The 18,865-nt window shown below is 48.8% G+C and carries 23 protein-coding genes; 22 read left to right on the top strand and 1 reads right to left on the bottom strand.

All coding sequences use genetic code 11. The annotated features are described in order from the left end of the window. Positions 1–7 precede the first annotated feature (7 nt). The 8 genes from MKZ32_RS06770 to MKZ32_RS06735 all read left to right on the top strand — a co-directional run bounded on the left by MKZ32_RS06770 (position 8) and on the right by MKZ32_RS06735 (position 6,669). Positions 8–400: a flagellar protein FlaG gene (locus tag MKZ32_RS06770; RefSeq protein WP_239796572.1), complete on the top strand. Its 393-nt coding sequence runs from the start codon at positions 8–10 to the stop codon at positions 398–400. A 12-nt stretch (positions 401–412) separates the two neighbouring features. Next, on the top strand, positions 413–2,419 hold the full coding sequence (gene fliD / locus MKZ32_RS06765) for a flagellar filament capping protein FliD (RefSeq protein WP_239796571.1): 2,007 nt from the start codon (positions 413–415) through the stop codon (positions 2,417–2,419). A 13-nt stretch (positions 2,420–2,432) separates the two neighbouring features. Continuing rightward, a complete protein-coding gene (fliS, locus tag MKZ32_RS06760; RefSeq protein WP_239796570.1) occupies positions 2,433–2,963 on the top strand; it encodes a flagellar export chaperone FliS in 531 nt (176 codons plus the stop codon). Between the two features lie 195 nt (positions 2,964–3,158). Beyond that, positions 3,159–3,482: a flagellar protein FliT gene (locus MKZ32_RS06755; protein ID WP_239796569.1), complete on the top strand. Its 324-nt coding sequence runs from the start codon at positions 3,159–3,161 to the stop codon at positions 3,480–3,482. 76 nt (positions 3,483–3,558) lie between these two features. Beyond that, on the top strand, positions 3,559–4,596 hold the full coding sequence (fliK, locus tag MKZ32_RS06750) for a flagellar hook-length control protein FliK (protein WP_239796568.1): 1,038 nt from the start codon (positions 3,559–3,561) through the stop codon (positions 4,594–4,596). Continuing rightward, positions 4,580–4,867, top strand: a complete 288-nt coding sequence (locus MKZ32_RS06745) for an EscU/YscU/HrcU family type III secretion system export apparatus switch protein (protein ID WP_239796567.1) — start codon at positions 4,580–4,582, stop codon at positions 4,865–4,867. Before fliK ends, MKZ32_RS06745 begins: the two co-directional genes overlap by 17 nt. A 224-nt stretch (positions 4,868–5,091) precedes the next feature. After that, entirely contained in the window at positions 5,092–5,853 is a 762-nt protein-coding gene (locus MKZ32_RS06740; RefSeq protein ID WP_239796566.1) for a flagellar brake protein, read from the top strand. Between the two features lie 111 nt (positions 5,854–5,964). Then, on the top strand, positions 5,965–6,669 hold the full coding sequence (locus MKZ32_RS06735) for a flagellar brake protein (protein WP_239796565.1): 705 nt from the start codon (positions 5,965–5,967) through the stop codon (positions 6,667–6,669). 87 nt (positions 6,670–6,756) lie between these two features. Here the strand turns inward: MKZ32_RS06735 and fliE are convergent, their stop codons facing one another. After that, complete coding sequence (gene fliE / locus MKZ32_RS06730; RefSeq protein WP_420887722.1) at positions 6,757–7,077, bottom strand: flagellar hook-basal body complex protein FliE; 321 nt, start codon at positions 7,075–7,077, stop codon at positions 6,757–6,759. A gap of 286 nt (positions 7,078–7,363) precedes the next feature. On the opposite strand from fliE, the gene fliF reads away from it, so the two are divergent. From fliF to MKZ32_RS06660, 14 genes are all read left to right on the top strand, one after another. Continuing rightward, the gene (gene fliF, locus MKZ32_RS06725; protein ID WP_239796564.1) at positions 7,364–9,001 is read left to right on the top strand and encodes a flagellar basal-body MS-ring/collar protein FliF; all 1,638 of its coding nucleotides are present in this window, start codon (positions 7,364–7,366) and stop codon (positions 8,999–9,001) included. Further along, positions 8,994–9,992 carry a flagellar motor switch protein FliG gene (gene fliG / locus MKZ32_RS06720; protein ID WP_239796563.1) on the top strand — a complete coding sequence of 333 codons (999 nt, stop codon included), beginning with the start codon at positions 8,994–8,996 and terminating at the stop codon, positions 9,990–9,992. Before fliF ends, fliG begins: the two co-directional genes overlap by 8 nt. Then, positions 9,985–10,605, top strand: coding sequence for a flagellar assembly protein FliH (locus MKZ32_RS06715; RefSeq protein ID WP_239796562.1), 621 nt, complete (start codon positions 9,985–9,987; stop codon positions 10,603–10,605). The genes fliG and MKZ32_RS06715 overlap by 8 nt, the downstream gene beginning before the upstream one ends. After that, positions 10,602–12,050 carry a flagellar protein export ATPase FliI gene (gene fliI, locus MKZ32_RS06710; protein WP_420887721.1) on the top strand — a complete coding sequence of 483 codons (1,449 nt, stop codon included), beginning with the start codon at positions 10,602–10,604 and terminating at the stop codon, positions 12,048–12,050. The genes MKZ32_RS06715 and fliI overlap by 4 nt, the downstream gene beginning before the upstream one ends. A 12-nt stretch (positions 12,051–12,062) precedes the next feature. Beyond that, positions 12,063–12,524, top strand: a complete 462-nt coding sequence (fliJ, locus tag MKZ32_RS06705) for a flagellar export protein FliJ (protein ID WP_239796561.1) — start codon at positions 12,063–12,065, stop codon at positions 12,522–12,524. Positions 12,525–12,538: 14 nt separating this feature from the next. Beyond that, positions 12,539–13,612, top strand: coding sequence for a flagellar hook-length control protein FliK (locus MKZ32_RS06700; protein WP_239796560.1), 1,074 nt, complete (start codon positions 12,539–12,541; stop codon positions 13,610–13,612). Between the two features lie 217 nt (positions 13,613–13,829). Beyond that, positions 13,830–14,498 (top strand): flagellar basal body-associated FliL family protein, encoded by a 669-nt coding sequence (locus tag MKZ32_RS06695; protein WP_239796559.1) that lies wholly within the window; start codon positions 13,830–13,832, stop codon positions 14,496–14,498. 7 nt (positions 14,499–14,505) lie between these two features. Beyond that, on the top strand, positions 14,506–15,507 hold the full coding sequence (gene fliM / locus MKZ32_RS06690; protein WP_239796558.1) for a flagellar motor switch protein FliM: 1,002 nt from the start codon (positions 14,506–14,508) through the stop codon (positions 15,505–15,507). Continuing rightward, complete coding sequence (gene fliN / locus MKZ32_RS06685) at positions 15,500–15,913, top strand: flagellar motor switch protein FliN (protein ID WP_239798110.1); 414 nt, start codon at positions 15,500–15,502, stop codon at positions 15,911–15,913. Before fliM ends, fliN begins: the two co-directional genes overlap by 8 nt. A gap of 22 nt (positions 15,914–15,935) precedes the next feature. Further along, a complete protein-coding gene (gene fliO, locus MKZ32_RS06680) occupies positions 15,936–16,397 on the top strand; it encodes a flagellar biosynthetic protein FliO (RefSeq protein ID WP_239796557.1) in 462 nt (153 codons plus the stop codon). Next, the gene (fliP, locus tag MKZ32_RS06675) at positions 16,387–17,133 is read left to right on the top strand and encodes a flagellar type III secretion system pore protein FliP (protein ID WP_239796556.1); all 747 of its coding nucleotides are present in this window, start codon (positions 16,387–16,389) and stop codon (positions 17,131–17,133) included. Before fliO ends, fliP begins: the two co-directional genes overlap by 11 nt. 12 nt (positions 17,134–17,145) lie before the next feature. After that, entirely contained in the window at positions 17,146–17,415 is a 270-nt protein-coding gene (fliQ, locus tag MKZ32_RS06670; protein WP_173052001.1) for a flagellar biosynthesis protein FliQ, read from the top strand. Positions 17,416–17,466: 51 nt separating this feature from the next. Further along, complete coding sequence (gene fliR / locus MKZ32_RS06665; protein ID WP_239796555.1) at positions 17,467–18,255, top strand: flagellar biosynthetic protein FliR; 789 nt, start codon at positions 17,467–17,469, stop codon at positions 18,253–18,255. Positions 18,256–18,470: 215 nt separating this feature from the next. Continuing rightward, on the top strand, positions 18,471–18,815 hold the full coding sequence (locus tag MKZ32_RS06660; RefSeq protein ID WP_239796554.1) for a DUF3135 domain-containing protein: 345 nt from the start codon (positions 18,471–18,473) through the stop codon (positions 18,813–18,815). Positions 18,816–18,865 lie beyond the last annotated feature (50 nt).

Below are 18,865 nucleotides of genomic sequence, written 5' to 3'. Positions count from 1 at the left end.
AAGCAAAATGCTCATCCCAAACATAAGCAACACGACTCAGGCTCAACAGCCTGCTAGTCTCACAAATGACAGGCTCGCCAGTAATGGCGAGCCTGGTGTGGTTGTTTCCAGGCCTGGTGTAGCCTCAGAGTTGCCTGAAATTGCGGCGCAACAAATCGCCAAACAGCAGACCTCCGCAACAGAATTGAAGAGTGCGGTAGACAACATCAATCAAATGTTGCAGCAGGCTAACAAGGACGTTGAGTTCAGCGTAGACGACAGCACCAAGAAATCTATAATTAAAGTGGTTGATTCGACAACCGGCGATCTGATTCGTCAATTCCCTTCTGAAGAAGGACTGTCACTTACTCGCGCAATAGACCGCATTCAAAATGGTTTATTGTTGACACAGAAGGCCTAGGAGAAATTCAGAATGGTGACTACCACCGCATCTGCAACGACTGGCACAAGCATCGACGTCAACAGCATCGTCAGTCAGTTGATGACGGTGGAACAACAACCCATTACCAAACTGAATGTCAAAGAAGCCAGCTATCAGGCCAAACTTTCCGCCTTTGGGACAATCAAAAGTGCCTTGGCAACCTTCCAAACTGCCTTGCAAGGGCTAAGTAATGCCAGCAAATTTCAAGCGGTCAATGCTACCCCTTCCGACGCCACCATTTTTTCCGCTACTGCCGCCAGCACTGCAATAGCGGGCTCTTATTCTTTGGATGTGACTAGCCTAGCCCAGGCACAAAAGTTGGTTGCCTCCGGGCAAACGAGCAGCACCGCTGCGATCGGCGCAGGTGCTACAACTACAGTGACGTTCGATTTTGGTTCCATCAGCGGTGGTACCTTCAGTGCCGTCACCGGAGTTTATACCGGCGCAGCGTTTACCAGCAATGGCAACGCTACCAAGAGCATCACCATAGACAGCACTAATAATTCGCTGCAAGGTATCCGTGATGCTATCAATGCTGGCAAGATGGGCGTAACAGCAACCATCATCAACGACGGTAGCGGCACCCCCTATCGTCTTGCTCTGTCTTCGGATAACAATGGCGCGAACAACAGCCTCAAGATCAACGTGACGGGCGACACTGCAGTAAGTAACCTGCTAGCAAACGATCCGGCTGGCATACAGCATCTCGCCGAGACTGTCACTGCTCAGAATGCCAACTTCAAGGTGAATGGCGTAACGGTGAGCAAAAGCTCTAACACCATTTTTGACGTAATTCCAGGGGTGACCCTCAATCTGAACAAGACCACTACTTCAGCTACAAGCCTGACGGTAGTACGCGACACCGCCGCAATCAGCAACTCCATCTCTGGATTCGTTAAGGCTTACAACGATTTATCCTCTACATTGACAACATTGTCGGCTTACAATCCTGCATCTAAAACAGGCGCACTGTTGCAAGGCGATAGCACGGTACGCTCCCTGCAGTCACAATTGCGCGCCGCATTAACAACTACCATTGCGGGTACTTCTGGCGCATTGACCACACTTTCACAGGTAGGCGTTTCTTTCCAAAAAGATGGGGCACTGGCTCTGGATAGCACCAAACTCGGCAACGCAATCTCTAACAACTTTAACGACATTGCCAGTTTGTTTGCCGCAGTGGGAAATGCCACGGACAGCCTGGTCAACTTTAATTCTGCGAGCAACGCCACCAAACCTGGAAACTATGCGGTGAACATCAGCCAATTGGCTACCCGAGGCACAGCCGTTGGATCAGCCGCTGCCAATACCACCATCACTACGGCCACCAATGACACATTGAGCTTTATCATCAACGGGGTCAGCACTTCCGTGACCTTGACTGCCGCTACCTATACTGCACAGTCGCTAGCGGCCGAGCTGCAATCGAAAATCAACAGCGCGAGCGAGCTATCCGCAGCGGGTATTTCGGTTGCCGTTACTCAAAATGCCGGCGTGCTTTCGGTGACTGCGGCTAATTATGGTTCTGGCTCCAGTGTCGCCATCGCCGGTGGCAACGGAGCGCTCGACTTAATGGGTGGTGCACCGATACAGTCGGCCGGAGTAAATGTAGCCGGTACCATTGGTGGGATAACTGCGACCGGCTCTGGTCAAACTCTAACCGCAACCAGCGGCGATCCGCAAGATTTAAGCATCAGCATCAACGGCGGAGTATTGGGGGCACGCGGCATGTTGAATTACTCACAAGGCTATGCCTACTCACTGAATAAATGGTCAACATCCATTCTTGCTGGCGATGGAGTTCTGGTGAGTCGTACCAATGGCATCAACAAATCCATTGCAGACATCGGCAACCGGCGCACCACATTACAGGCGCGGCTGGTCGGCATCGAGCAACGTTATCGCATGCAATATAGTGCGTTGGATGCCATGTTAACCAGCATGAACCAGACCAGCACCTACCTGACCCAGCAACTTGCCAATTTACCAAAATTTTAAGTAGGAGAAAATCATGAACACAATGACTGCAATCCGAACCTATAACAAAGTGAGGGTCGAATCCGGCGTAGCGGCAGCAGACCCGCACCAACTGATTTTGATGTTGTTTCAAGGCGCATTGTTGGCTATTGTCAATGCAAAGAACGGAATGTTGCGCAAAGATATTCCTGCCAAAGGTGCTGCCATTTCCCAAGCCATTCTGATCATTGATGATGGTCTGAAAGCCAGCCTGAACAAAGACGTGGGCGGCGAATTGGCACACAACCTCGCGGCCTTGTATGACTACATGACCAACCGCCTGCTGACCGCCAACTTGAAGAACGACGAGATCGCTCTGAATGAAGTTACTCGCCTGTTGAATGATCTGAAAGGTGCTTGGGAAAGCATACGCCCAGAAACCACATCAACCTCGCCTGCTGTCCCCATCATCGCGCGGCAACAGGCAGTCTCCACTGTTAAACCGCAAGTAGTCAACGTCCAATCAATTTCCACTCCCCAGTCAGCAACCGTCAGACATGCCATGTCAGCTTATGGAGGTGTATAGACAGTGAATAAGAGCCTACTCGCTCTAACGCATTACAGTAGAGCGGATAAAAATCCTAGAACCCAGTTAAAGTTTTCTAGACGCTAGCCGATACCCTGAACGACGATGCTTGGTTATACCTGCAACATAAAGCGAATCGAAATGGTCAACAACATAGTTACGCAATCAATAAACCAAGATTAAAGGATGTAGACCATGAATCCAGTTATCGAAAATTACGAATTTCTTTCATCTATCACCGCCCAGATGCGCGTAGCCGCCATAGATGGCCAGTGGGATCAGTTGGTAGAATTGGAGAAACAATGTAGCCAACATGTAGAAATCATGAAAACTCAAGATATAGGCATCCCGCCTAACGAGAGTACACGATTGTGTAAAGTGGAGTTGATCCGTAAAATCCTCGCAGACGATGCGGAAATCCGTAACCATACAGAACCGTGGGTTGAGCAATTACAGCGCATCATGCGTAGCACGGGGCAAGAACGCCGTTTGCAGCAGACTTACTCCAGCGAATATTAACAATTAGAATGCGTGCAGGCATAACCATGCTTTAGGAAAGCGGGGAAATACTGTAGCATTCTGCATAACACGCTAAATGTACATGCTGCCTGTCAAACTCCTGAATACACTCAAGGTGCTCGGACTAGCGCAAAAAACGCTTCCGACAGCTGCTATTGACACGGCACCTAAAACGGGACAGTTTGAGCCGGGGCAAAAAATTCAGGGCATTGTACAAAATCAAGTATCCCCCGGGTTATTCAATGTTCGTGTTGGCGAACAACTTACTCAAATACTGCTTCCAGATTTTATCCATAGCGGCGACACGATCAAACTGCAAGTCATCGCCACAACTCCCCGCCTGACCTTTAGCATGTCCGCTTCAAACAACCCGTTATCCACACAGGAGGAATTAAGTTCGGTATCACGGCTGCTATCTGCTCTATCCCAGCAACCGCGCGAGCAAATTGATATGCGCGCGATGAAAAGCCCGCCACTGTGGACAACACCCCAGACCACGCAAAGCGGGCAACTGGCCGGACTGCTGCACGATGCTTTGAGTAACAGCGGTCTATTCTATGAATCACATCAGGTTCAGTGGCTAGAAGGCGCGCGCAGCACTTCGCAACTTCTGCAAGAACCACAGAATTCCGCAACAGCGAACCCTTCAACAAACGTTAAAACATTGTCTTTACCTGACGGTAACATCCCCTCTACAAGCCAATTAAATACGGCAGCCTTAGCAGAAGAAAAAATTCCATTAATTCCCCACCATCTACAACCACTCATACAGCAGCAAATCAACGCATTGGAAACACAGCAGATGTTATGGCAAGGTAATATCTGGCCAGGCCAAGCTATGCAATGGGAAATTCACGAACAAGCTTCGCAAACGCCTGCAACAGATAACCAGCAGCAATGGGCCACACAAATCCATCTTGATTTGCCCAACCTGGGCATGGTTTCTGCCACATTAAATTTCAATAATACAGGCCTAAGCCTAATACTAAATGCCAGTTCCCCAACGACACTTGCCACACTGGGCAATGCCAGTTCGCAACTAGTCGCTACCATGTCCGACTGTGGAATTCCAATTGTCAGTACGCTAATCACGCAACATGAGCCCACCCAATAAACGCCAAATTGCTGTCGCACTGGCTTATCATGACCACGAATCAGCCCCCAGAGTCGTGGCACAGGGTCGTGGCTTGATCGCACAGGCAATCATCAAACGTGCCAAAGAGCATGGCGTGTTTGTGCATGAATCGGAGGATCTTGTGGGATTGCTGATGCAAGTTGAGCTGGATCAGCACATTCCACCGCAGCTTTATCTGGCTGTGGCGGAACTACTAGCTTGGCTATACCGCTTGGAGCATGGAGAAACTCCCGCTAACCCAGAGATGTGATTGCGGAATGCAATGATAATATCACCATCTTTTATGACTTATAATTAAAATTTAATTAACTCAATATGTTATTACGCTTCATAACCATGACAGCAAAAAACTCTTCACTTGATCGTTCCAGTTTAAGCATAAAAAACTACCATCTTATTTAAGTATTGCCGGAAAAAAAAATCTCGGTGGAATTTTTAGAGATGTGTTGATTTTAATTTTTAATTAGGTGCAGCATGGCCAAAGAAAAAGAAATTCCGTTAAAAATAGAGCTCATTTCAGACGGTGAAGATAGTGAATTCCGCATACACTCAAACAAGGAAATTCAATCCATACTCCGCGGTATTGTGAAATCCAGCTCGCTCGCGGCACTTTACTATGACGATGAAAATGATTTCATTCTAACCAAGCTGCTTGGGATTGACGAACAGAATGTGTGGCTGGATATCAGCCTCCGAGAGGCAGACAATCGGCGTATCCTGCCAAGCCATAAAATAATCTTTGTCAGTTCGTACCTGCAGGTGAAAGTGCAGTTCGTAGCGCACCAAATCGAAAACGCTTTATTCAAGAATAAAGAAGCATTTTTTTTACCGATGCCCAATAGCCTGCTGTACTTACAACGGCGCGATTATTTCCGCTTAATTGTGCCTGTGAAAAAGCCACTCATTTGTGTCATTCCAGCCAAGTCAGACGCGCCAACTCTCAAGAGTAGCCCGACCATTATGGATATCAGTGTTGGAGGCGTGGCACTAGAATGCCAAGAGAGTGACACTGAATTTCAACCGGGGAAGGTTTACTCAGTCTGCCATATTCATCTGCCCAATATTGGCATGTTGACTGCCACTATACTAGTAAAGAATATTTTTATAATTACCATGCATAATGGAGAGGTCAAGAAACGTGCAGGCTGCAAATTCCTCCACTTGAATGGCACGATGGCCATCATGCTACAACGTTACCTTACAAACCTACAAAGCCAAAATCTCTCACAACGTTAATTAAGTATGTCGATTTAGTCGGCAATGAAAAAACAAAGTTGGGGGTTCCCGTTTATCACTTACAATGAAACGTTTGCATATTGCAATCTCATGTCGTGAGGGTACCGTTTAATGACCCCAATTCATAAACAGGCGCAGGAAAAAATATCCGAGAAGATAACCACACTGGAAGAAGCGCGCCTTCAGATAGGCGATCTCGTCAACTTACAAATTCTGACCGAGGGTGCCGATGAGCGCTATTCAGCCACACTAATCGGGCTTTCCCATGGTCACAGCGTGCTTGTGACCACGCCGATGATCGACGGAAAATATGAGTTGATGCGCGTTGGCCATACTTATATCTTGAGAGTATTTTCGGGCAGGAGCGCCTTTGCCTTTACGACGCATATACTCAAAAGCCTACATACGCCCTATCCTTACCTACACCTCGCCTATCCTCGGGAGGTTCGGTCGCTAGTCGTGCGTAAAGGCGATCGTGCCAAGGTCAAGTTGATTTGCGCTATCACCGGTTACGACGACGTTCAGCTCCAAGAAGCCGGAACCATTGTTAATATAAGCATTGAAGGTGCAATGGTTGGGGTTAAAAAGGTATTCGGACACAAAGGCCAGAAGCTTAGCATCAAGTTCAAGGTGATCGTCAACGGTGTCGAGACCTTCCTGAAACTGGATGCCGTTATTAAATCCGTCAATACCCATCAGTTCAAGGATACCGATTTGCCATGCCAGCTCGGCCTCCAATTCGTAGACATATCCACCGAAGATTCGATTCCCTTGCTAGCGTTCGTATATCACAAGTTGATGGAACAATCGCTATAGGTTCGACTGCTTTATAGTAGCCGGCCATTTAATAGTACGATTCGTCATGCCCACGAATTTTTAATGAAGGTCAAGATACTGCTGCCTTTACACTTGCATGTTCATAATATCGTTATAGGCAGCGATCACCTTGTTGCGAACCTGTACAGTAGCCTGAAATGAAATATTCGCTTTTTGCATATCTATCATCACGTCGCTTAAGCTAACTTTATCATTACCCAGTACAAATTCTTTTTGCATGGTTTCGGCGTGATTCTGCGCCTGAGCTACTCCATCCAGTGAAGATTTCAGCACGCTGGCGAAATCTGTCGTTGCAATTGCGTCGATTTTCGGTGCAGATCCGCCTTGCGCGACAACCATTGCTGCGCGCATTTCAGCCAGCAAACCACCCACTCCAGAGACATTCATGACTCACCTCTTCTATTGAAGCATGCACTTTATCACCCGCCCCTACTATGTTAGCGCCAGAAAAGCAGCAGAATTCTCTCGCTTTTCACCGTACGGCATCTGAAATGTCTGGTGATAATGCATAGCATACGTTACTGGATCAACAATTCTTAAAGATACATTTAGAAGCGACAATGATTTTATTGCATGCGCCTGCACAAAACTTTGTTACCTAATGTGTTGGCACAACTTACGATATTTCATCTTTTGTTCAAAAATCTATTAAGCATAAAATGCGGCGAATAAAATGGCAGAGCTCAATCCAACCCCTACGCTGATACAAACGTTTTCAGGGTTCAATAGCAAGCAAAGCGTAGGGCTATTGGTCGCTACTGCGGCCATGGTCGCGCTACTTTTTGGCATGTGGACGTGGGGAAAAACTCCAGACTACCGCGTGTTGTATGGCAATCTTTCCGATCGCGATGGCGGAGCTATCATCGAATCACTGCAACAAATGAACGTGCCTTATAAATTCGCTGAAGGCGGCGGTGCCCTGCTGGTCCCCGCCGATCAGGTGCATGAGGTGCGTCTACGCATGGCTTCACAAGGTCTGCCAAAGGGAAGCTTAGCCGGGTTCGAATTGATGGAAAATCAGAAGTTCGGCACCAGCCAATTTCTCGAACAGATGAATTACCAACGTGCTTTGGAAGGTGAGTTAGCGCGCTCGGTACAAACACTGGCTTCGGTGCAAAGCGCACGAGTACACCTGGCCATACCAAAACCGACAGTATTTGTGAAAGAACAACAGCAACCCGGCGCGTCCGTGGTACTGACACTACACCCTGGCCGTACTCTGGATGGCAGCCAGATAAGCGGCATCGTGCATCTAATTTCCAGCAGCGTGCCTAATATGCCAGCCAAAAATGTTACCGTAGTTGACCAAAGTGGTTCTCTGTTGAGCTCTGTCAAAGAGGGCACTGTCGGGCAGATGGACGCTACTCAAATCAGTTACGTACGGCAGATTGAACAAGCCTATATCAATCGCATTGAAGCCATCATCGCACCATTAATCGGCGCTAACAACGTACGTGCGCAAGTCACAGCAGACGTCGATTTCGCACAAACCGAGCAGACGGCCGAAAGCTACAAGCCCAACCAGGATCCAAAAGAGTCCACTTTACGCAGCCAGCAAACCACGGCTTCAACGAATGGCGGAAACCAAAATGCATCTGGCGTACCGGGTGCGTTATCGAATCAGCCACCAGTTCCTGCCACCGCGCCCATCGTCGCCCCGTCCAGCTCTGTGCCTGCTGCAAATGGCGGCGGTGTGACAAGCTCCCTCAAGGAATCCACCGTCAATTATGAAGTGGATCGCACCATCCGCCACACCAAATTGCCTGTAGGCAGCATTAAGCGCTTGTCAGTTGCAGTAGTGCTCAACAATCGTACCATTACCGACAAAAATGGAAAGAAAAGCTCCAAACCACTTAACGACAGCGAGAAGGAGCAAATCACCGCACTAGTAAAAGACGCCATGGGCTTCAACGTCAGCCGCGGTGACAGTCTGAACGTTCTAAACAGCGCCTTCAACGTTGAAAAAGAAACTATAACTCCAGAAGAACCCTTCTGGAAACAGCCAGAAATGATCGCGTTGGCGAAGGACTTATTGAAGTATCTATTAATCACGGGTATCGGGCTGTTTTTGCTGTTCGGTGTCATTCGCCCAGCTTTCAGAAATTTTTCCGCCGCGTCTGCACCAACAGTGGCGAGCAAAACTGATAATGCCGTGGAAACTGCGGCTCAAGAACGCAGCACAGCGCAAAACGCAGCACAGCAGGCAAATAACTCTTATGAAACTAATTTAGAAGCCGCAAAAAAAATAGCAGGACAAGATCCCAAGATCGTGGCATCAGTTGTTCAGGGATGGGTGAATAGCAATGAGTGATGCAGGTATCACCAAAAGCGCGATTCTGCTCATGACGCTGGGTGAGCGCGAAGCAGCGGAGGTGCTTAAATATCTTGAGCCGAGGGAGGTGCAGAAGATCAGTTCCGCGATGATAACGCTCAAAAATCTGACGCGTGAACAGGTTAGCAATGTTTTCGATGAATTTCACGAAATTGCCGCACAAAAAACAACCATCGGCATGGATGCAAGCGATTATATCCGCAGCATGCTAACCCAGGCACTGGGAGACGACAAAGCAGCTGGCTTGCTCGATCGCATCTTGCACAATAGTGATACTAGCGGTATTGAAAGTCTGAAGTGGATGGATCCAGCATCGGTCGCCGAACTGGTCTGCAACGAACACCCGCAGATCATAGCCGCCATCCTGGTGCATCTCGAACCTGATATGGCTGCCAGCATCCTGGGTTTATTGACGGAACGTACGCGTAGCGACGTACTATTGCGCATTGCCACCCTGGATGGGGTACAACCCACCGCGCTACGTGAACTTAACGATGTATTAACCAAGCTGCTCACTGGCAACGCGGTCAACAAGAAGCGCATTAAGGGCGGTGTTCGCACCGCAGCGAAAATCCTCAACTTCATGGGCAGCGTACAGGAAGGTGTCGTCATTGAAATAGTCCGCAGTCATGACGCTGACTTGGCACAAAAAATTCTTGATGAAATGTTTGTCTTTGAAAACCTCCTGGAAGTGGATGACCGCGGTATTCAGCTCATTCTGCGTGAGGTCCAATCCGAATCTCTAATTGTTGCACTTAAAGGCGCGAGCGAAGAACTACGTGAAAAAATCTTCAAAAATATGTCGCAACGCGCTGGCGAAATGCTGCGCGAAGATTTGAGTGGGAAAGGTCCAGTCAAGGTCAGCGAAGTAGAAGCGGAACAAAAAGAAATTCTCAGAATAGTACACCGCCTTGCGGACGAAGGGCAGATCGCTCTAGGTGGAAAAGGGGGAGAAGAATCCTATGCCTGACGCTGTCACCCCCAAGGGAAACCTTACTGCCTATCAGCGCTGGGAGCTGCCCGCCTTCGATATGGTGAAGGAAGCGGGTACACCTCCCACGATCGACTTGCCCACTGCAGCCCAGCTTGAAGACATACATATACAGGCGCATGAAGAAGGCTATCAGGCTGGTTATGCCGAGGGTATGAAACAAGCCGGCACTGAAGCACAGCGCATAACAAACATGCTGGAATCACTGAACAAAGAATTGCAGCAAGTGGATCAGCGAATCGCACAGGACTTGCTGAATCTGGCATTAGAAATTTCTAAACAGATGTTACAACAAGCACTCAAAATCAAGCCCGAGCTGCTGCTAAATGTGGTGCGCTCAGCTATTAGTGAACTGCCGTATTTCAATCAACATGCCCATCTTGTATTGCATACTGACGATGCAGAACTACTACGCACAAGCATGGGTGAGCAGTTGCTCCATACCGGTTGGAAAATTTTCGAGGATAGCCAAATTGAACGCGGAGGTTGCCGTGTGGAAACAGCACATAGCCAGATTGATGCTACTTTGCCTAAACGCTGGCAACGAGTAGTCGCCTCTATCGGGCAAGACAACGCATGGCTGGAATCATGACCTCCCCTATCATTCACTCCCCTCCCCCCGCCATTCTGGCTCCCATGGACGACCATGCCCAGCATTGGCAAGCCTGCCTGCAAAACAACCAGAAATTCGTCGCACAGAGCAAACTTTTATTAATCAGTGGCCGCTTGACCAAGGTCACCGGGCTCGTAATGGAAGCGGTCGGTTTAAAGATGGCAGTTGGTAGCACTTGTGTTATCGAATTACCCAACAATCGAATCGAAGCGGAAGTGGTCGGTTTCTCTGGGGAAAAACTATTTCTCATGCCAGAAAATGACGTTCATGGACTGATACCCGGCGCGCGCGTAGTGCCGCTAGAACCGGTGAGTGCGCCACTGCTGGGCGGCAAACAGCGTACCTTCCGGCGGCGCGCAACTGATCACACACGCCATCTGCCAGTAGGTGACAAGTTACTTGGCCGAGTGCTGGATGGAGCTGGCCGTCCACTGGATCAGTTGGGACCGCTAGTGGCAGTAACAACCGCACCCTCACAAAGCCGTCCCATCAATCCACTGAACCGCGCACCGATCGAGGATGTTCTGGATGTCGGCGTACGGGCTATTAATAATCTGCTCACTGTCGGACGCGGCCAACGCATGGGACTATTCGCTGGCAGTGGTGTCGGAAAAAGTGTGTTACTCGGCATGATGGCGCGGTATACCAGTGCCGATGTCATCGTAGTGGGATTAATCGGCGAGCGCGGACGCGAAGTGAAGGAATTCATCACTAATATTCTGGGAGAAGAAGGCATGGCGCGTTCAGTTGTGGTCGCAGCCCCTGCCGACACCAGTCCGCTGATGCGTTTACAAGGCGCCGCCTATGCCACCACTATCGCCGAATATTTTCGTGATCAGGGTAAGCATGTATTGCTTATTATGGATTCACTCACCCGATATGCCATGGCGCAGCGCGAAATTGCACTGGCGATTGGCGAGCCCCCCGCCACCAAAGGCTATCCACCTTCGGTATTCGCCAAGCTGCCCCAGTTGGTGGAACGTGCCGGTAACGGCACCGAAGGGGGCGGCTCAATCACCGCGTTCTATACTGTCCTCACGGAGGGAGATGACCAACAAGATCCTATCGCCGATAGCGCACGGGCCATTTTAGATGGCCATATTGTGTTATCGCGCCGCTTGGCTGAACAAGGTCATTACCCTGCCATAGACATCGAGGCCTCCATCAGCCGCGCTATGAATTCCCTTGTTTCAGAACAGCATTTCACCTTGGTACACCGCTTCAAACACGTATATGCACATTATCAACGTAACCACGATTTAATCAGTGTTGGCGCATATGTCAACGGCAGCGATCCATTATTGGACGAAGGGATTACGCTCTATCCCTATATGGAACGTTTCCTCAAGCAAGGTATGTTCGAGCGTGAATCCTATGCTAGCGGTATCACCGCCTTTAACCATCTATTTGAAGATCTACACTGAGGTAACTAAACCATGTCCAAGATATTTTCCATGCAACCGCTGGTACATTTGGCACACCAGAAAAATGATGATGCCACCCGAAAATTCGGCCAGTTAATCCAGCAACAGCAGGCCGCACAAACTAAGCTACATACCTTGGAACAATATCGCGAAGACTATCAGATGCGCTTGCAGCAAGAGATTCAGAACGGTATCAATCAAATTAATTTGCGTAATTTTCAAAATTTTATTCGCCGTCTGGACGAAGCAGTTACACAACAACGCAATGCCCTTGAACAAATAAGCCACTCGATCCAAACCGGACGAAATGAACTGGAAAATACGCAGCGCAAAATGAGATCTTTCGATACGCTGGCACAACGCCATATAGAAAAAGAAAAAAAACTGGAAGAAAAATTAGAACAGCGACAACAGGACGAACACACAGGGCGTCACTCTGCACGCAAAGTCATGGCTGCACAAGACGATATCTAAACTCAGGAGACATCATGCAAAACATAATCATCCCGGTGACCTCGCCCGCCGTTGCGGCGCATACGTCCCCAGTAGTAGCGGACGATGGTACGTTGCCGACAGAAACTTTCGGCAACGTGCTGGCGCGTCAGCTCGCGGATAGCGCTCAGCCTACAAAAACCAATACTCCTGACACACGTCTACCCGCATTGTCCACCACGGAGAACATACTCTCCGCTACTTCCAGCCCCGCCACGGATACCATACTCACCGCAACTTCCAGTAATGAGCAATCTATCGAACCACAAGCACCAACACTGGATAGTCTCAGCGCATTACCCAACGATATGCTGGCAGCATTGTTGCCATCTAACCTTGCCCCGCAAATATCCATCAGCCGCGCACAGCCAACTCAATCAGAAGCTCTCTCACGCAATCGAGCACAATCTATCGCTACAAGTAAAATGTCCTTTGGGTACGACACACCTGCCACACCTGCCACTACACTGGAAATCTTGAATTCCGGTCATAGTAGCAAAAGCATGACATTATTGGCCGATGCACAACTCACAACCGAATTATCCAATCAGGCAAGCGCGCCACAGCCTGATGCAACGACTCTGGTCGCACTACAAGCACCGGTGTCAAATGTCACGCACTTAAATTCACCGATATCACTTTCCGTAAACATGCCCGTGACACATAAGGCTTGGGCCGATGAGTTTAGCCAGAAGATTGTTTGGGTAGCTACTCAGCACGGACAAAGTGCAGAACTGCACCTGAATCCGCCGCAACTCGGCCCGGTGGATGTATTAATAAAAGTAGATGGTGGCCAGGCTACTGCGATCTTCACTTCAGCACATGCCGTTGTACGCGATGCGATAGAACAGGCACTGCCTAAGCTTCGTGAAATGCTGGCCGATAATGGAATTATGCTGAGCAATGCCACAGTAAGCGACCAATCTCCCAGAGAACAGCAAACGAAACAAACTGACCAACAGCATAGAAGAGAAAGCCGGCAAGCAAAAATAGATGACGCTATCCTCGTCAGCAGCACCCAAGTCAGGTCTGGGCGCTATCAGCAGGGATCAGTGGATACGTTTGCCTGATGAACAACGCAATAAATACGGTAATTATGCGAGTTCCTAATTTTAGGGGGTTAGAAATAACCACGGTTTTATTCTCTCCTCTCAACAGAAAAGAAAACTGCGTTACCGAACCAGAACATTACTAAATGCCAAGTTGGCGGGAATTCTCCGCCTTATTCCATTTATCATACCGATTGAATTTCTCTGATAATTCAACTCAGAAAATTAAGGAGCTGCAATGGTAAAACCGGTAACTAAAAAAACAGAGTCGGATCCTCTACCTACTGAAGTCCAGACAAAACCAAAAAGCAAAAAAATATTGTTCATCATCATAGGGAGTGTCTTGGTTTTAGGGATTGCGGGCGGCGCAGGATGGTACTTTACCAAGGGCGAAAATCACAACGGCAAGAGCGACAAAAAGACTACCAAATCATCCGAGCACATAAAATTTATTGCGTTGGAGCCTTTTACGGTTAACTTGCAACGCGAGACAGCTGACCAATTTTTACAAATCGGCATCACACTAAAAATCGTTCAGCCAGAACTGGAAGAAAAAATTAAGCAAAATCTTCCAGAAATTCGCAGCCGCCTGTTGGTACTGCTGTCCGGCAAATACCCTTCAGAATTAACTGCATCCAAAGGCAAAAAAAAACTCGTCAATGAAATTATTGCTGAAACCGAGATCGTGCTTGGCCTGCGTACTGCGCCCGCCGTCTCCAATGCAATTGCTGATGCAAGTGCAAAATCCGGTGTTGTATCCAGCGTAGAAGCAACTAGTCCAGTAGAAGCAACAAGCGCCGAAGAGTCATCCGCCACATCAGATTCAAAAGTGGAATCCGCCAAGCCCAACGGCGAAAAGGAGAACAGCATCGTGGACGTTCTATTTACCTCTTTCATCATCCAGTAATAAGGTCATGAGCGATTTTCTCTCACAGGACGAAGTTGACTCACTGCTCAAGGGAGTAACAGGGGAGGCGGATGAGGTAGCTGCGCCAGCCGAAGCACCAGGCACTGTGCGCCCGTATAACATGGGTACGCAGGAACGAATCGTGCGTGGGCGTATGCCCACGATGGAAATCCTCAACGAACGTTTTGCGCGTCTGTTCAGAATAACTTTATTCAACTTGATCCGGCGCACTGCGGAAATTTCAGTGGGGCCCATACGCGTACAGAAATTCAGCGAATTCCTCCGCAATCTACCGATACCTGCCAACATCAACATCGTGCAAGCCAAGCCTTTACGGGGCAACGCGCTGTTTATTTTCGATCCCAACCTGGTTTTTTTAGTAGTAGACAATATGTTCGGTGGTGATGGGCGATTTCACACCCGGGTCGAGGGACGCGAATTCACCCAGACCGAACAGCGCATCATCCAGCAACTACTGGCTGCCGTATTCGAGTCCTATAACAAAGCTTGGCAAGCCGTATATCCGTTGAAATTTGAGTTTGTGCGATCGGAATTGAACCCGCAGTTCGCCAATATCGCCACGCCGAACGAAGTAGTTGTTACCACCACTTTCGACATTGAATTCGGCGGCGTAGGCGGTGCATTTCATGCATTAATACCCTATTCCATGATAGAGCCAATTCGCGAGCTGCTCTATAGCAGCATGCAAGGCGACCATATGGTTGTAGACAAGCGATGGCTGCGCACACTATCCAAACAGGTGCAATCCGCAGAAATTGAATTGACTGCGATTCTCGGTCAAGCTCAAATTACATTTGAACAGGTGCTGGGAATGCGCAACGGCGACTTCATCCCATTAGATGTGGCAGACAGTATTACGGCGCTAGTGGATGAAGTGCCCGTAATGAAATGCAAGTACGGCATTTTCAACAACCAGTACGCCCTTAAAGTGGAAAAAATGTTGAGCAATACAAGTGGCAATTTGGCTAATGGAGACAATGATGACTGACGACAATATGGATGAAATTAGCGCTGATGACTGGGGTGCAGCAATGGCTGAACAGGCTACCAGCACACCATCCAGCGAATCACAACCCGCTGCTCAACCGCATGCATTCTCGCAATTCACCAGCGCAGCTGGCACGGCCGTGCACAACGATCTCGATATGATCATGGACATCCCGGTTCAACTAACGGTTGAGCTTGGCCGCACCAAGATGCCCATCAAAAATCTGCTACAACTGGCGCAAGGATCGGTGGTAGAACTGACCGGCCAGGCGGGCGAACCGCTCGATGTAATGATCAACGGCTTTCTGATCGCACAAGGTGAGGTCGTCGTCGTGAACGAAAAAATCGGTATCCGCCTCACCGATGTTATCACCCCATCTGAACGTTTACGCCGCCTCAGCCGCTGAAATGAAAACTTTTGGCAATCTATTGAACAAACCAAGATTCATCTGCGCGCGCCTCTGCCTCATCACCGGCTTTTACACACCTCTGCTCGCAACAGCGCAAAACACACGCCCCGCTTACACTCCTCCGTCACCTGCAACAATATCGTCCGGCAGCATCATGCAGGTCATTTTCAGCTTGCTACTGGTATTGGCAGCGGTGGTGCTGGTTGCATGGATATTAAAACGCATCAATCTACCTCAACATGCCGCCGGCAACCTGATTAAGGTGCAAGCCGCGGTGGCGGTAGGTCAACGCGAACGCATCGTACTAGTGGAAATCAACGATACCTGGCTGGTAGTAGGCGTTGCTCCCGGACAGGTGCGCACCCTGCACAGCATGCCCAAAGCCGAATTACCCACAGCACAAGTGAGCATGGCTATCAATACCAATGGAAAATTCCAGGCTTGGCTGAAACAAATGATGGAAAAGCGTAATGCGCCTTAGTTCACTTCTAGTAGCAACCCTGCTATTTAGCCTAATCCCCGCAGCATTTGCGGCTGATCTTGGCCTGCCCGCATTTACTAGCACCGCTACATCAGGTGGTGGGCAGACCTACTCGCTTAGCTTACAAACGCTGCTTCTGCTTACCTCGCTAAGTTTTTTACCGGCCGTAATGCTGCTGATGACCAGTTTTACCCGCATTATTATCGTGCTATCACTGTTACGCTCCGCTCTCGGCACGCCCTCCTCTCCGCCCAATCAGGTATTGGTCGGACTAGCCTTGTTTCTCACTTTCTTCGTTATGTCGCCGGTGCTGGATAAAATTTATACTGACGCCTACCTGCCATTCAGCGAGAACAAACTGACGCTAGCACAAGCATTCGATACCGGCAGCGTACCGCTCAAGGCATTTATGCTGAGACAAACGCGTGAAAAAGACCTCGCTCTTTTCGTTCAAATTTCCAATAGCGAGCCGCTGCAAAGTGCGGATCAAGTACCCCTAAAAATCCTGGTGCCAGCCTATGTCATCAGCGAACTAAAAACAGCCTTCCAGATTGGTTTCGTAATATTTATCCCGTTTCTAATCATCGATATGGTGGTGGCCAGCATACTGATGTCTATGGGTATGATGATGGTATCGCCAGCGATGATTTCATTGCCCTTCAAGATTATGCTATTCGTGCTGGCAGATGGCTGGAACCTGCTGATCGGATCGCTAGTACACAGTTTTTATACTTGAGGCTAAACAACCATGACCCCTGAAAGCGTAATGACACTTGGCCGCCAGGCACTGGAGCTAACCCTGATGGTATCAGCTCCTGCACTGTTAACGGCTCTAATCATCGGGCTGCTGATCAGCATTTTCCAGGCAGCCACCCAAATCAACGAAATGACTCTGTCATTTATTCCAAAGCTGATCGGTATGTTTGGGGTGCTGATCATCACCGGCCCGTGGATGGTGGGCATGATGCTGGATTATATCCAGCGCCTGTTCAGCAGCATTCCCTGGCTGGTTGGGTAATGATGTTCCAGATAAGTGCGTAATGACGATCTCACCCGTTAAATAATTGCAATGATTACTGTCACCAGCGCCCAGTTATCTTCCTGGCTCGCCCTATTCATTTTTCCGTTTGTACGCATCCTGGCCATGATCGCCAGTTCACCTATCCTGGGCAATAAGCAAGTTCCGGTACGTATAAAGATCGGTTTATCCATACTATTAACCATAATTATGGTGCCTACCTTAACTGTACAGTCCAATATTGACCCAGCTTCTGCGCTTGGTTTTTTTATTCTGATCCAGCAACTTCTAGCCGGGCTGGCTATAGGTTTCACCATGCGCCTGATTTTCACGGCAATTGAAATGGCCGGGGATATGATCGGAATTCAAATGGGACTAGGTTTCGCTATTTTCTATGACCCGCAGAACACGTCCTACACGCCAGTGATAGCGCAAATTTTAAGCGTCCTCGCTATGCTCGCCTTTCTCAGCTTCAATGGACATCTCATCATGCTGGAAGCGCTAGCAGACAGCTTCCGCGCTTTTCCCGTTAATAGCGCACCCCCTGCGGCAATCGCGCTGCATACTCTGGCCTCATGGGGCGGTAGCATATTCTCTAATGCGCTACAACTAAGCATGCCAGTGATCGGCGCGCTGCTAATTTCTAATTTTGCACTTGGCATCCTAACCCGTAGCGCGCCACAACTGAACATCTTCGCGGTCGGCTTCCCGATTACTTTAACAATCGGTTTTGCAACAGTGATGCTATTGCTGCCCCACATAATACCGCTACTGGAAAACATCACCCACACCAGTCTGGACACTGTGCAGCGCGTCATGCATCTACTTGGCAAGCCATAACAAGGGTCTATATGATTCCTAGAGGCCGCATGTAATTAGCAACGCTCGCCAACTGGCAAAAGCCTGTTTGTCCCCCCGACCTGGACTCGAACCCAGGACCTGTCTACCTTTTGGTCGAAGTTGCCCGTAGGCAGCCTTCTATAGCTTTCCTCCGCACAGATTGAATTTGATAGTAAGCCTAGACTTTTTCCATTGAATGCTTTAAGTTTGACTCAATGGATAACTTCGATTTCGATGATTGGGCTAGGCTGGCGAGAACGGATCCGGATGACTTTGAGTTGCGACGTCGTACTGTTATCGAAAGTCAAATCTCCAGTAGTGACAATGTTTTCCGCCTGCGAGGATTGCAATGCCGTATTGATATGGAAAGAATACGTGCTCACACCCCGTTGAAGTCCTGTTTGCGACTATCAACCTTGATGTGGGATGCATTCGTGGATTTAAATAATTCATTGAGCACCTTAGTGGGAAGGGATTGCAAATCAACAAACTTATCAGCTCAACCTGCTAGAAGTGCAAAGATTATCCATCTGGCAACTCAATACAAACCACACAAATGAAACAGCCTTATTATCGAGTTGCTAAAAAAGTTCGCTCATAAAAACTAAGT

It is taken from the genome of Candidatus Nitrotoga arctica, from assembly GCF_918378365.1.
Classification (GTDB): domain Bacteria; phylum Pseudomonadota; class Gammaproteobacteria; order Burkholderiales; family Gallionellaceae; genus Nitrotoga; species Nitrotoga arctica.
The sequence above is the reverse complement of the archived record's forward strand: the minus strand, read 5'-3'. Positions and strand labels throughout refer to the sequence as shown.